At 61.0% G+C, this 14,687-nt stretch carries 11 protein-coding genes; 4 read left to right on the plus strand and 7 right to left on the minus strand.

Annotated elements, in window-relative coordinates:
* Positions 1-21: 21 nt before the first annotated feature.
* From ACX3M4_RS06600 to ACX3M4_RS06620, 5 genes are all read right to left on the minus strand, one after another.
* Positions 22-1,236 (minus strand): MFS transporter, encoded by a 1,215-nt coding sequence (locus tag ACX3M4_RS06600; RefSeq protein WP_459357791.1) that lies wholly within the window; start codon positions 1,234-1,236, stop codon positions 22-24.
* A 186-nt stretch (positions 1,237-1,422) separates the two neighbouring features.
* Positions 1,423-3,090, minus strand: coding sequence for an NAD+ synthase (locus ACX3M4_RS06605; RefSeq protein ID WP_459357792.1), 1,668 nt, complete (start codon positions 3,088-3,090; stop codon positions 1,423-1,425).
* 108 nt (positions 3,091-3,198) lie between these two features.
* On the minus strand, positions 3,199-3,735 hold the full coding sequence (locus tag ACX3M4_RS06610; protein ID WP_459357793.1) for a response regulator: 537 nt from the start codon (positions 3,733-3,735) through the stop codon (positions 3,199-3,201).
* Between the two features lie 164 nt (positions 3,736-3,899).
* The gene (locus ACX3M4_RS06615; protein WP_459357794.1) at positions 3,900-5,282 is read right to left on the minus strand and encodes a class II 3-deoxy-7-phosphoheptulonate synthase; all 1,383 of its coding nucleotides are present in this window, start codon (positions 5,280-5,282) and stop codon (positions 3,900-3,902) included.
* Positions 5,283-5,562: 280 nt separating this feature from the next.
* Positions 5,563-7,020: an alpha/beta hydrolase family protein gene (locus ACX3M4_RS06620; RefSeq protein ID WP_459357795.1), complete on the minus strand. Its 1,458-nt coding sequence runs from the start codon at positions 7,018-7,020 to the stop codon at positions 5,563-5,565.
* Positions 7,021-7,204: 184 nt separating this feature from the next.
* On the opposite strand from ACX3M4_RS06620, the gene ACX3M4_RS06625 reads away from it, so the two are divergent.
* Positions 7,205-7,936, plus strand: a complete 732-nt coding sequence (locus tag ACX3M4_RS06625) for a VIT1/CCC1 transporter family protein (RefSeq protein WP_459357796.1) — start codon at positions 7,205-7,207, stop codon at positions 7,934-7,936.
* A 10-nt stretch (positions 7,937-7,946) separates the two neighbouring features.
* Here ACX3M4_RS06625 and ACX3M4_RS06630 read toward each other — a convergent pair whose 3' ends face one another.
* A complete protein-coding gene (locus tag ACX3M4_RS06630; RefSeq protein WP_459357797.1) occupies positions 7,947-8,543 on the minus strand; it encodes a gamma-glutamylcyclotransferase family protein in 597 nt (198 codons plus the stop codon).
* A 54-nt stretch (positions 8,544-8,597) separates the two neighbouring features.
* On the opposite strand from ACX3M4_RS06630, the gene ACX3M4_RS06635 reads away from it, so the two are divergent.
* The 3 genes from ACX3M4_RS06635 (at position 8,598) to ACX3M4_RS06645 (ending at position 13,118) form a co-directional block, all read left to right on the plus strand.
* Entirely contained in the window at positions 8,598-9,785 is a 1,188-nt protein-coding gene (locus ACX3M4_RS06635; RefSeq protein WP_459357798.1) for an aminotransferase class V-fold PLP-dependent enzyme, read from the plus strand.
* 85 nt (positions 9,786-9,870) lie between these two features.
* Entirely contained in the window at positions 9,871-11,421 is a 1,551-nt protein-coding gene (locus ACX3M4_RS06640) for a diguanylate cyclase domain-containing protein (protein WP_459357799.1), read from the plus strand.
* 185 nt (positions 11,422-11,606) lie between these two features.
* On the plus strand, positions 11,607-13,118 hold the full coding sequence (locus tag ACX3M4_RS06645; RefSeq protein WP_459357800.1) for a sensor domain-containing diguanylate cyclase: 1,512 nt from the start codon (positions 11,607-11,609) through the stop codon (positions 13,116-13,118).
* Positions 13,119-13,201: 83 nt separating this feature from the next.
* On the opposite strand, the gene gor is transcribed toward ACX3M4_RS06645, so the two are convergent.
* The gene (gor, locus tag ACX3M4_RS06650; protein WP_459357801.1) at positions 13,202-14,578 is read right to left on the minus strand and encodes a glutathione-disulfide reductase; all 1,377 of its coding nucleotides are present in this window, start codon (positions 14,576-14,578) and stop codon (positions 13,202-13,204) included.
* Positions 14,579-14,687: the final 109 nt, after the last annotated feature.

Genomic DNA, 14,687 nt, shown 5'->3' on the forward strand with positions numbered 1-14,687 from the left:
CTTAAAAATGGGCCAGCGCCGTCAAGATTGTTGGGAGCTGCGATAGGCCCTGGAAGCCATCGCCAGAATGCCGCAGAACAGCAGGCAATAGAGGCCCATGGCAATTACCTGCCGGTCGAACGCGACACCGAGATCGATCAGCCAGCCGACGAGGCCTGGACCGGCGGCTGAGGAAAACACCATGATGGAAAAAGCCACCGAGCGAATGGCCCCCATGTGGCGCGTCCCATAGACTTCCGGCCAGAATGCGCCGACGAGCGTGCTGTTGAAGCCGTTTGACACCCCGACAAGCAGCATGAAGACGAAGGCGGCGGCAGGCGCATGAAAGCTTGCAAGGACGAAGCAGGCAAGGGTCAGCGGCACAAGGGTGAAGGGCAGAAGCTGGCGGGCGGAGAAGCGGTCGATCAGCGGGCCGATCACCAGCGATGTGCAGACAACGCCGGAGGCCATGAGCAGAAAAGCGCTGGCAAAGAGCTCCAGCGTCCAGCCACGCAGCTCCACCAGATAGACCTGATGGAAAAAGATGGCCGTGCCGATGAATGCAGGTGCGTTGACGCCGCAATTGACCAGCCAGAATTTCGGATCACGCAGCGCCTCGCCGCGGGTCCACTGCCGCCCTTCCGGTTTGGCAGAGGCGACTTCCAGCGCGCTCGGAACGCGGTCTTTTGCAAGAAGCACCAGCAGAACCGGCAGGGCGAGCAGCAGAAGGACACCGGATGACACCATCCAGGCCCCTCGCCAGCCGAAGGCATTGCTCAGCACCACAAAAAGAAGCGGAAACAGCGCTTCGGCTGTCGGAAAACCCAAGATGGCGATGGAAACCGCCCGCCCCCGCTGCGCCGAGAACCAGCGCCCGGCCGCGGTGATCGAGGTGTGGGTCATCATGCCCTGACCGCACAGGCGCAGGCCGTAGAAGGTGAGCCCGATCATCCAGACCGAAAACGAGTTCGCCATGGTGAGGCAGAACAGCGCCAGCCCGGTCACGACCACCAGCGCAATCTTCTGCACGGGAAAATGGTCCAGGCTGCGGCCGACATAAGGCAGCGTCAGTGCACTGCCGAGGGTCGCCAGCATGTAGATGAGACCCAGCTCACCATGGCTGAGATTGAATTCGGCACGAAGATCGCCGCCGGAGAGCGAGATGAAAAATGTCTGCCCAAAGCCGGAAAAGACCGCCAGAAGGTAACTGGCGAAAAGCCAGCGCGCATTTTCACGCAGGAAGGTCAGGTAGGCCATCGGGACTTGGTTTACTTTCAGAAAGCAACTTATTTGCTGCGAAACAAATCCTCATCCTGAGGAAGCGCGAGTGCGTTGTCTCGAAGGATGGGCCGCTTGCTCCAGAGTTTGCGGCCCCTCCTTCGAGACGGGCCTGGCGGCCCTCCTCAGGATGAGGTTGTAATGTAATTCGAACTTCCAGCAGCCTCAGGAGCGGTCGCGGAAGCGGTTGGTGATCGGGTAGCGGCGGTCCTTGCCGAAGTTGCGTTCGGTAATCTTCACGCCTGGAGGCGCCTGGCGGCGCTTGTACTCGGCGATGTACAGCAGGTGTTCGATGCGGTGGATCAGCGCCCGGTCATGACCGCGCTTCTCGATGTCGCTCACAGACATCTCGTCCTCGACCAGGCATTCCAGGATGTCATCAAGGACGTCGTAGGGCGGCAGGCTGTCCTGGTCGGTCTGGTTCTCGCGCAGCTCCGCAGTCGGCACCTTGATGATGATGTTTTGCGGAATGACCTCACCGCCCGGTCCCAAAAGCCCCTTCGGCCGGTTGGCATTGCGCCATTCGGCCAGGTGATAGACCTGGGTCTTGTAGAGGTCCTTGATCGGATTGTAGCCGCCGTTCATGTCGCCGTAGAGGGTCGCATAGCCGACAGACATTTCCGACTTGTTGCCGGTGGTCATGACCATGCGGCCGAACTTGTTGGAAACGGCCATCAGGATGACGCCGCGGGCACGCGACTGCAGGTTTTCTTCCGTCGTGTCCTCGTTGGTGCCGGCAAAGAGCCCGCCGAGGGCGGAGCGGAAACCTTCCACCGGCTCGGAAATCTGCACGGTGTCATAGCGGATATCAAGGGCTTTCGCACAAGCGGCGGCATCCGCGATGCTTTCCTCCGACGTGTAGCGGTAGGGCAGCATGATCGCGTGGACCTTGTCGGCCCCGAGCGCATCCACGGCCATCGCCGCGCAGATGGCGCTGTCAATGCCGCCGGAGAGCCCCAGTACGACGCCGGGAAATCCGTTCTTGTTGACGTAGTCTCCTAGACCAAGCACGCAGGCGCGCCAATTGGCTTCATCCAGATCCGGCAGTTTTGTCACTTCGCCGTTCTCGCAAACCCAGGTCTCGCCGTCCCGCTTCCAGTCGCTGAGCCCAAGTGCCGTCTCGAATTGCGGCATCTGGAAAGCCAGTGACCGGTCGGCGTGGAGCGCAAAGGAGCCGCCGTCGAAGACGAGTTCGTCCTGACCGCCGAGCTGGTTGCAATAGATCAGCGGCAATCCGGTCTGCACGACGCGGGAGACCACCACCTGCAGCCGGTGCTCGGCCCGGTGCTCCCAGTAGGGAGAGCCGTTCGGGACCAGCAGCAGCTCCGCTCCGGTCTCTTCGAGGCATTCGCAGACCTCGTCGTTCCAGATGTCCTCGCAGATCGGAATACCGATGCGTACCCCGCGGAAATCAACGGGGCCCGGCAGCGGTCCGGCGGCAAAGACGCGCTTTTCGTCGAAGACACTGTAATTGGGAAGGTCGTATTTGGTGCGGACCGATTTGATCTCGCCGCCGTCGAGAAGAAGCGCAGCGTTGTAGACCTTGCCGGCTTCATCGCGCCAGGGCGTGCCGAGGATTATGCCGGGTCCGCCGTCGGCGGTTTCCTGAGCCAGGGTGGTGGCAGCTTCCATGCAGCGGCGCACGAAGGCCGGTTTCAGCACAAGGTCCTCCGGCAGATACCCGGCCAGCATCAGTTCAGAGGTCAGCATCAGGTCGGCACCCTTCGCCGCGGCCTCCCGGCGCGCACCGCGCACAAGATCGGTATTGCCGGCAACATCGCCGACGGTCGGGTTAAGCTGGGCGACAGCCAGTCGAAAACGGTCTGAAATCATCTTGAGGAAGTACCAGGAAGTGACATGGCCTTCTGATGTAGCGGCTCTCTTCGCACGCGTCCAATCGGAATCGACCTCCGATTAAAGAGTTGACCTGTTTTGAAAGTTTTACAGCAACGCCAGACCGCCGAAATCCTCGGCAGGCTTTGAGGACCCCAAGGACGAAATATCGGTGATCTCTGGCTTGCGTGACGGTTTCTGCTGGTCCGGCCCAAGAAGAATGCCTTTGGAGCGCCCGTACATCTCCTGACGCTCCAGGATCTCGCCTATATGTCGGTACAGGATTGCGGGAGCGATCGGCTTGGCGACGAAACCGTGAATGCCGATCTCGATCGCCTCAAGGATCGTCGCGCGCTTGGCATGGGCGGTGACGATCAGCGCCGGAGTGGTGCTGACGACCAGATCGTGGTCGGAGCGCAGGATACGCAGGAATTCGCTGCCGCAGAAGGGCCGCATGACCCAGTCGCACAGGACAATATCGGGCCTGCGGTCCACAACCAGCTCGAGTGCCTCGGCTCCGTCGGAGGCCTCGAAAACCGAGCGGATACCGAAACCGGAGAGGACGGAACGCAGGATGGCGCGCATATGGGGATTGTCTTCCGCGACAAGGCAGGACACCTTCGAAAGATCCCACTTCTCCCGCAAAACCAGTCTCCCTACCTACGTGTTTCCCTGAGGAACAGGTATGCCCCGCGAGCGTTAAGCGAGACTTACCTTGAGCGGCCGGTGCACGGAAAAATCGGTAAAAAATGCAAAAGGGGCAGCAATGCCGCCCCTTGACGTAACGTAGCGTAAGAAGAACGCAATCTTTACGCGTTGACCGCGATCGGCTCGGCCTGCTTGCCGTCGCGCTCCTTCTTCAGGTTTTCCGCAATCAGGAAGGCCAGTTCAATCGCCTGGTCGGCGTTGAGGCGCGGGTCGCAATGGGTGTGGTAGCGGTCGCCGAGCTGGTCTTCGGTCAGCGCGCGGGCGCCACCGGTGCATTCGGTGACGTTGCGGCCGGTCATTTCCACATGGACGCCGCCGGCATGTGTGCCCTCGGCGCGGTGAACGGCGAAGAAGGCTTCCACTTCCTTGAGGATCCGGTCGAACGGCCGGGTCTTGTAACCACCGGCGGTGATGGTGTTGCCATGCATCGGGTCGCAGGACCAGACAACGGTCTTGCCTTCCCGCTCGACGGCGCGCACCAGCTGCGGCAGATGATCGAAGACCTTGTCGGCGCCGAAGCGGGCGATCAGGGTCAGCCGGCCCGGTTCGTTGTCCGGGTTGAGGATGTCGATCAGTTCAAGCAGTCCGTCCGGCGTCAGCGACGGGCCGCATTTCAAGCCGATCGGGTTCTTGATGCCGCGGAAATACTCCACATGGCCGTGGTCCGGCTGGCGGGTGCGGTCGCCGATCCAGAGCATGTGGCCGGAGGTGGCGTACCAGTCGCCGGAGGTGGAATCGACGCGGGTGAAGGACTGCTCATAGCCGAGCAGCAGCGCTTCATGGCTGGTGAAGAAATCGGTCGAGCGTAGCTGCGGCACGCTGTCGGAATTGACGCCGCAGGCGCGCATGAAGGCCAGCGCTTCCGAAATGCGGTCGGCCAGTTCCTTGTAACGGTGACCCTGCGGGCTGTCGGAAATGAAGCCGAGCATCCAGCGGTGCACCTGGTCGAGGTTCGCAAAACCGCCCTGCGCGAAAGCGCGCAGCAGGTTCAGCGTCGCAGCCGACTGGCGGTAGGCCATGGCCATGCGGTTCGGATCCGGGATACGGCTTTCCGCAGTGAAGTTGATGTCGTTGATGATGTCGCCGCGGTAGCTCGGCAGCTCCGTATCGCCCATCTTCTCGATGTTGGACGAACGCGGCTTGGCGAACTGACCGGCGATGCGGCCAACCTTCACCACCGGCTGGCTGGCGGCAAACGTGAGGACGACCGACATCTGCAGGAAGACGCGGAAGAAGTCACGAATATGATCCGGGTGATGTTCGGCAAAGCTTTCGGCGCAGTCGCCGCCCTGGAGCAGGAAACCGTTGCCGCGCGCAACGTCGGCCAGCTGGGCCTTCAGTTTGCGTGCTTCACCTGCAAAAACCAGCGGCGGATACGTCGACAGGCGTTGCTCAACTTCCGCCACAGCCTCTTGATCCGGGTAATCCGGCACCTGCAAGATCGGCTTTGATCTCCAGCTGTCCGGGGTCCACTTCTCCGCCATACTTCCTACTCCTGATCGGGCTCGGGCTTTCCCAATAATTCGCTTTTGCTGATGCCCGCGACCTTTTCCTGCGCAAAATGCTCCGTGTTTGGAGCAAACGTGCGGCCTTATACACGGCCTCACCGCCGAACGCCACTCAAGATCGGCCTCACTTGCGCAGGAAACCTTGATCTTTTTTCAAGCTATCCAAGGCTCGTTCGCACCAGGGCCGCAGGCGGCACCCGGCCGGAAACGAAATGACACCCGGGCGTTCCCGGGTGCCGGTCCCATCAGCCGAGGGTCAGGCAAACAGGAAGTCGCTTTCACTCAGACTGGCGAGGCTCGGCCAGATCCCGGTGTCCAGTCTGATCATATCGTTTCCGTAGCTGATTTCCACATCCTGCCACCAACCGGGCGCGGCAATGGTGAGCTGATCGAAAGACGTAATCCCCGCCAGGCTGAGATCGATCCGGTCGATGCCGACCTGAAAATCCTCGATGAGGTCGCACACCCCGTCGGCTACGAAGACGAAGATATCCGCGCCGCCGCCGCCGATCAAAACGTCCTCGCCGGTCCCGTCCACCAGCCGGTCGTTGCCGTCGCCGCCATCCAGAATGTCGTTTCCCGCACCGCCGAGAAGCCGGTCGTCGCCGCCGCGGCCCTTCAGATGGTCATTGCCTTCAAAGCCTTCAAGCGCATCATTGCCGCCGCGGCCGCCCAGGAGATCCGCCTTCGCCGATCCAAGGATATACCCGCCGTCCCCGGCGTGCCCAGTCGGGTCCAGGAGCAGATCGATATCCTCCACCCAGACCGAACCCCTCGCCAGGTCGGAAAGCCCCGAGACGACCACAAGGCTGTCGCGGGTCATTTCGCCATAGAACTCGGACCGGCCGATGGCATCGACGGCTTTGTCATAGCCGTTCGGACGATGCGCGGACCAGGCCAGCAGATTGACGATGTTGCCGCCGTCCCAGAAGGCCGGCGTCGCATAAAGATCGTTGAAATAAACGATGTTGCTGGTCTCGTAGGCGTAGTCCGCGTCGTTGCCGAAGAGATGGATCGCATCGTCCGCCAGAACCGAAGGCACCGGATCGTTCTCGAAATCCAGGCTGAAGATCTCCGACCCGCTGTCCAGCACGGACGCGCCGTCCTCCGGCGTATAGTGCGAGGCGAAGCCGACATAGTTGGCATCGACGAAAAAGCCGTCGGCAAAGGTGTCGCTTTGCTCGGCCATGTTCGTCACGGCTCCACCGCCGAGCGAATGGCCGGTGACGATCAGATCGTCCGCGGTAAGACCGTGATCTTCCAGGAAGGTTTTGACTGCCGCCAGTAGGCCGCCGAAGGCAGCAACCGTGTAGTCCGGTTCCTCTTTCAGGAACTCCAGATAGTCGATCACGTCCCCGATCGTATCGGACACGATATTATCGATCGTGCCGGTGGTGCCGCGAAAAGCCAACCCCACCTTGGTCACCTTGCCGGTCTCGTCATAGGTCGCCAGGACATCCGCCTGCGCATCCTTGAACTTGAAGGTCTCTCCCTGAAAGGTGCCGTTCCTGTCGACCACCGCCCCTTCCAGGCCGAGGGCATCTGGCGTCAACACCGTCCAGCCCTTTGCCTCTATGGCCGCTCTGGCGTTCTCCTCCGCTTCAAGTCCTTCACTGAGGACGTTCTCGATGCCGTGATAGCTGTAGATCATCAGATCACGCGCATCCCGCACCAGGTCCAGGGCCTCTTCGCCCTTATAGGTAAACAGCGACATCCCACCTCCCAAAATTGAAGTTTTTCATTTTACACTCTTGGCGATAGTGTAAGATTACCTTTACGTAAAGGGAATCTTTTTCAGGCAAATGCCTTTCGTTTACCGATTGAAGGTTTTGACGCGGATCATGGCTTTGACCCTGTATCAGGCGCAGGCTTGTTCCAGCCAGTAAGGAAAGCCAGCCATGCCAAAGCCACGCCTGGAGCACAGTCACCGGCCCGATGATATCGCGACGCGGCTCGCCACAGGTCCCGATGCCAGTTATCTCAGGGACTGGATCTATGGCGGGATCGACGGCGCCGTGACGACCTTCGCCATCGTTGCCGGGTCCATCGGTGCGGATCTTTCCACCCGTGTGATTCTCATCCTCGGCGTCGCCAACCTGCTTGCCGACGGGTTCTCGATGGCGGCAGCGAACTACAGCGGCTCGAAGTCGGAAAACGAAGACTATGCGCGGTTGAAAGCCGTGGAAGAAAAGCACATCGCGGTGGCCCCCGACGGCGAGCGGGAAGAAATCCGGCAGATATTTCTGGCCAAGGGCTATGAGGGCGAGGATCTGGAGACCATCGTCAAGCTGGTGACCTCAAACCGGTCCACCTGGATCGAAACCATGATGCAGGCGGAATACGGCCTGTCGGACGGCGGCAGGCACCCGCTGAAGGCAGCGCTCTTCACCTTCGCCGCCTTCGTGTTGTTCGGATCGATCCCGCTGTTGCCTTTCGTCCTGTCCCTGCCCGCAAGCGCTACCTCGGCGACGGGCCTGACGGCTCTTGCCTTTTTCGTCATCGGCTCGCTCCGGGCCAGATGGTCGCAACGCCACTGGATGTCCTGCGGGATCGAGACCACGGCCATCGGCATGCTGGCGGCCGTCATCGCGTTTCTGGTGGGGCATGGGCTGCAGACGCTGCATGGCTGAATGGAGGCGGTCAGTCGGCAGGACAGATGTAACTGATCCCGAACATCTTGAGTTTTTGATCAATCAGAGCCGCGAGTTCCGCACCCAGCGTGACCGGGCGCGGGTAATGCGGCCGGTTCCTGTCCTTCAGCACCGGCACATGCCAGCCTTCGGTGGTCTCCAGGAAATGATCGATGCCCGCCTCGCCCCAGATGCGGAAATAGCCGGCCAGCACACAATCGAGATAGCTTTGCAGGATCGGGTGGGTTTCGGTGCCCCAGCGATTGTGCTCCGGCGCGGCGCGGAAGAGGAACAGGTCCTCCGGGCCCGGACGTTGGGCCACCTCGCAACGGAATGCCGCCCCGACGGAGACCACCTTCAGATACCGCTTTTCCCGCTCTTCCAGTTCGGCGAGACGCGTCAGCGGCTCTCGGGCCATCACACCCCAAATCTCTGCACCATCCTTTTCACGCACAGTGAGGGCGCAGCGCCCCTGCCCGTCCTGGCCTTCGCCGCAGACCTTCCACTCGCGCACCCAGCCCGACAGGCGCCCTGGGGTGACTTCAGCGTCGGCCGGGATAGTGTCAATGTTGACGAGGGAGCCGTATCCAAAATATGTGATCGTCATCTGTTGCTTGTCTAGATTTTATAGCCTTGGTCCAACGCGCAGCCGGAGAGTGCCATGATCGTTCCATCCCTTTCGCAGCAGGATGTCGCGCTTCTGCGGGAAGACACGCCCGGTGTACGTCAGGTGACCCACTTTAACAATGCCGGAACGGGCCTCGCCCCGGCGCCCGTGCTCGATGCAGTCAAACAGCATCTGGATCTTGAGGCAACGCTCGGCGGCTATGAGGCCGCGGCTGCCGCGAAGACGGCCATGGATACCTTCTATACGGGCCTGGCCGCTTTGATCGGCAGCAAACCGCATGAAATTGCCTATGTCGAAAATGCCACCCGTGCCTGGGACATGGCCTTCTACGGCATCGACTTCCGCGAGGGCGACCGTATCGCGACCGGGCGGGCAGAATATGTTTCCAACTATGTGGCCTTCCTGCAGATGAAACAGCGCAAGGGCATCGAGATCGATATTGTCGAGGACGACGCTTCCGGCCAGATAGACCTTGCCGCGCTGAAGGCAGCCATCGGCCCGAAGACACGCCTGATCGCGCTCACCCATGTGCCGACCTTTTCCGGACTGATCAACCCGGCCGAGGAGGTCGGGGAGATCGCCCGCGCCGCGGGCCTGCTCTACCTTCTCGACGCTTGCCAATCCGCGGGTCAGATCCCGCTCAATGTCCGAGACATCGGCTGCCACATGCTGTCGGGGACAGGCCGGAAATATTTGCGCGGGCCGCGCGGCACCGGCTTTCTCTATGTCGGCGACGCGGTCCTCGACCAGATCGAGCCGCCATTCGTTGACCTGCAGGCGGCCAACTGGATCGACGAAACCCGCTATGAGCTGGTCCCCCATGCCATGCGCTTCGAGACCTGGGAACGCTATGTCGCCGGCCAGATCGGCCTTGGCGTTGCGGTCACCTACGCCATCGGCTTCGGCATGGAGCGGATCGGCAACCGGATCTGTGCGCTCGCGGCGCAACTGCGCACCGAACTTTCAGCCCTGCCGGATGTCACGCTGCACGACAAGGGCCGCCGCAAGGGCGGCATCGTGACCTTCACCGTTGCCGGCGAAGATCCGGGAGCGACAAAGGACCGCCTGGCGCAGGCCGGCATCAATGTTTCGGTCTCCAGCGCCGGTTCGGCGCGGATCGACTTGCCCCTGCGCGGCCTCGACGCCGTGGTTCGCGCGTCCCTGCATGCATTCAATTGCGAAGAAGAAATTGAAGGTTTTATTAAGGCTCTTGGCAATTAAAGCGAGGAAGCCGCGACGACAACCTGTCTGCGTACCCGCTTATTAAACCTCTTCGGCTAAACAGAAAGCACTTGGGGAAAGATGGGTGGCAATCTTGTTTGGCAAAAAGAAAAATCTCGAGGGCTCTCGTCTACCGGGCCCCTTGCATCCCAATGCCGGCAGACGGATTACTGTCTGGATCTACAGTCTTGCCGCGCTGGTCATTCTTTTGTCGACCGCGTCCCTCACCTACATCGCCCATATGGCCTGGCGGGAAGCCGATCGACGCGCCCTAGAAGCCGAGCAGCACCGGCTGAACGACACCCTGAAGGACATGCACCGGCAGATGGCCCGCGACCAGATAACCCTGGCTCAATGGGACCGCACGTTCAACGCCCTGCAGGCACCGCTCGACCGGGACTTCGTGGAAGACGAGCTGATCGAGGACCTCAGGGAGGACTTCCATTTCGATCGCACGTTCCTCCTGCGCCAGGACGGTACGCTGATCGCACATTCCATCGGCGACGAGACCCGCTTCGAAAACCGGCAGCTTCCCGCGGACAACGTCATTCGCCGCCTGGCCGACAAGACACTGGCCGTCTACAGGTCGCGCAAGTCGAGCACCAGCTCGGTCTTTGCCGAATGGTACATGCCGCTATCGGCGCATCTGGACATCAGCCAATCCGAATTTGCGTTCCTCGACGGATCGCGGGCGTTCCTGAGCGCCATTCCTATCCTGCCGGACGATGGTCATGTGCGTTTTGACGAGGACTACCCCACGATCCTCGTCAACGCGGTCTATGTCGACCAGGACTGGCTGACTGACCTGAGCACGCAAGTGAACTACAGGGACTTCCGTTTCTATCCCGGCGCGCCGGAGCGCATGCACCCCACCAATCATCTGGTTCATGCCGGCGACGCTTCGGTATTCGGCTATTTTCGTTGGGATCACGACAAGCCCGGCCGGGATATCTGGATCGCGGCGATGCCGTTGATCGCCCTTCTGGCATCGATCATTGCTGTTGTGGCTTTCGCGCTCGCCACCAGGATCAGCCGCCTGTCGGCAACGCTTGAAGAAAGCGAGCGCAAGAACCGTCATTTCGCCATGCACGATGCCTTGACGGGCCTGGCGAACCGGCACCAGTTTTCCGATTGCCTCGCCTTCGCGCTTGAAGGACTCCCCGAAAAGGGCTTTGCGGTCCTCGCCTGCGATCTCGACCGGTTCAAGCCGGTCAACGACACCTATGGCCACGAGGCCGGCGACCGTGTCATCTGCACCGTTGCGGACCGGTTGCGCGACCTCATCGGCAAGGACGGCATCGTCGGCCGGATCGGCGGCGACGAATTCATCGTGCTGCTTTTCCAGCATGCCGACCGGGAAACGCTCGGTGCAGTGGCAGACCGCATGCGCAATGCCATTGCCTGCCCGATCGGCATCGGCAATGGCCGCGAGGTCGAAATCGGCATCAGCATCGGCATTGCCAGCGCACCGGAATGCGGCACGACGGAAGTGGACCTGATCCGGATGGCGGATATGGCGCTCTACCGCGCCAAGGAAAACGGCCGCAACTCGCATGAGTTTGCCGGTCCGCACAGCCTGGAAACGGCCAGGAGCCGCAAGCAGATGGACCTGCGCACTCTGCCCGCCTCCTGTTGAGGCCAAGCCGGCCTGCATTGTCATAAATACTATCAAGAAACCGCGCCCGAGGGGAAATACTTAGCCTCCGCGGTCAACTTTTCTAATATTCCCATTACTTATTAAGGTATTCATCCCTAAAGTGACTTTACCTTGAGGTGACGAGATTTCACAATAAGTCACCAAGACCTAACCGGGTGCGCAACTTGACCGAGTTACGGCGCAGATACAGTGACCAGGACGCGAAAGTTCCGCGGCAACAGATTTCCAGGCTGGCATTTGTTCTGGCCGGACTGCTGATTGCGGTAACCGCAGTCTCGCTGCTGTTTGTCGGTTTCGTCGCTTCCGAGGCCTCCCGAAGACAGGCAATCGCCAACGAGGAACGCCTGTTTCGCAGCACTCTTGCGGACCGGCAACGAGCCATCGTCCAGGAGCAGCTCGGGATCGCCTCATCCGATGAATCCGTCCGCAAGCTCGTGCGCAGTTTCGACCCGGCCTATGCGCGTGAGAGCTTCAACACGCTCTGGTCAGACTACCGGCACAGCAAGGTGATGCTGATCTCCGGCAATGGCGAAGTGCTGGCGGAGTCCTTTGAAGACTATACGCACATCATCCAACGTCCGGTCTCCGAGACCGCCGAGGTCGAGACGATCCACGAGAAGCTCAAAAGTCTTTTCCAGCGCAACCGCGTGCGCGTGCCGGGCGGGTTCGGCCACCGCTCGCTGCAAGGGGTGGATCCGAGCGAATTTGCCTTGATGGGCTTCGTGCATCTTGACGGCAAACCGGCATTGTTCGGTGCCATGCCGATCATGCCCGACGACTATGGCACGACCCTGCCGGATGGCCCGCCGGCCATTATCCTGTCGGCGCACTATATCGACGACATGCTGCTTGCGCAGCTCAACGCCCGTTTGAATTTTTCGAACTTCGTCTTTGCCGCCGAAGAAGCCAAACCAGGCAGCGGACCGCACCACCTGGTTTCGGATCAGCGCGGTACCCCCATCGGAACGTTCCGCTGGAAAAGCCAGACCGTAGGCGATTCCATCTGGCCGACGATCATTCCGGTCATTGCCGTACTCAGCATTGCCCTTGGCGCGCTCGCATTCGGAATTGCCTGGCGGATCGGACAGCTGACCTCGTCGCTGCAGGCAAGCGAGAAGCAGAACCGGTATCTCGCGCTGCACGACACGCTGACAGGGCTCGGCAACAGGCTCCAGTTCAACCGGGTTCTGGAAAGTTCCGTCCTGGAGCTGCCGGGCAAGCCTTTTGCCGTGATCCATTGCGATCTAGACAAGTTCAAGGCCGTCAACGACACGTTCGGTCACGCAGCCGGCGACGCGGTCATCAAGACGATAGCGCAAAGGCTCAAGAAAGTCGTAGGCAAACCCGGGCTCGTCTGCCGGATCGGCGGCGACGAATTCATGGTCATCTACAGGGGATCTGTAACGCGAGCAGACCTCAGCGTCCTCAGCAGGGCTCTGGTGGCGGCAGGCCAACTGCCCATCGACCTGCCCGAGGGCAACAGCGCCCAAATCGGACTCAGCGTCGGCATCGCGATCGCCCCGCAGGATGGGGCTGCTGCCCAAATTCTGGCCATTCGCTCCGACACAGCGCTCTATGAATCGAAGAAGCAGGGTCGCAGCCGGTTTTCCTTCTACGCGGATATCGCCGAAGTCGAGGCTGACGACGGGCCTCCACCAAGAGCATCGGCACTGTAAGTACCGGCCATCCTTGCGCTCCGCCGGGCGACCGCCGGCGGCGCTCAGGTTCTCGGGATCCGGCGAGCAATTCGTCGATAGCGTCAGCCGCGCAGCTGCTCCGTCGGCTCGCGCATCGTGACGAGTTCCTCCGCCGCAGTCGGGTGCACGGCGATTGTCCGGTCGAAATCCGCCTTGGTGGCTCCCATCTCAAGCGTGATGCCGAGAACCTGGGCGAGTTCCCCCGCATCAGGACCCATGATGTGAACACCCAGAACTTTCTGGCTGTCCGCATCGACGATCATTTTCATGAGCATCTTCTCATCGCGGCCGGATAGCGTGTGCTTCATCGGCCGGAACGAGGACTTGTAGATGTCCAGATTGGGCGTGCGCTTCAGGGCTTCTTCCTGGGTCAGGCCGACTGTTCCCAGTTCCGGCTGCGAGAACACGGCGGTCGCGATCAAGCTATGGTCCACCGTCCAGGGCTTGTTGCCGAAGACCGTGTCGGCAAAGGCGTGGCCTTCGCGGATGGCGACCGGCGTGAGGTTCGCCCGGTTGGTGACATCCCCGACCGCATAGACGGAGGCAACGTTAGTCTGGGAGTCGGCGCTGACCTTGATGGCGCCCGAAGCGTCCATTTCGACACCGGCGCTTTCCAGGCCCAGATCGCGCGTATGCGGATTACGGCCGATGGCGAACATGATCTGGCCGGCTTCCAGGACCTTGCCGCCCTTCGTGTGACCGGCAAGCGTGCCGTCGGCGTGTTTTTCGATTTTGGAGAATGTGTCGTTGAGGATGACCTTGATCCCCTTCTTCTCCATTTCCTGGCGCACGGTTGTCCGCAGATCCATATCGAAACCGCGCAGGATTTCCTCGCCGCGATAGATCAGCGTGGTGTCAACGCCGAGGCCATTGAAGATGCCGGCGAATTCAACTGCGATATAACCACCGCCGGCAACCACGATCCGGTCCGGCAGTTCTTCCAGATGGAATGCCTCGTTGGAGGTGATCACATGCTCCACGCCCGGCAGGCCGGTATCGACGTTCGGCGACGCACCGACGGCGATCAGTATGTATTTCGCGGTAATGGTCTCACCCGTTGCAAGCAGGCGCACCGTGTGGGCGTCTTCGAGGACGGCACGGCTGTCGTAAGCCGTCACATCGGTCCGCTCCAGGTTGCGCCGGTAGATCCCCTCAAGGCGGGTGATCTCCTGATCCTTCGCTGCGACGAGCTTCTGCCAAGAGAAGGTGCGCTCGCCCACCGTCCAGCCGAAGCCTTCAGCGTCTTCAAACTCCTCGGAAAACTTGGAGGCATAAACGAACAACTTCTTCGGAACGCAGCCGCGGATAACGCAGGTTCCGCCGTAACGGTATTCTTCGGCAATTCCGACCCTTGCGCCGTGTGTCGCAGCAATCCGTGCCGCGCGCACGCCGCCGGAACCACCGCCAACTACAAAGAGATCGTAATCAAAGTCGCTCATCTAAGCCTCATTTTCCTCGGTCGTCCGGTCATAGGCCGGGCGTTCCAGTCTGCCCCAGATAGGCAGTGGCCGCGGGCATGCAAGGCCCATGCGGCTTCCAGCGCTGCCG

Source organism: Roseibium sp. M-1 (assembly GCF_054515675.1).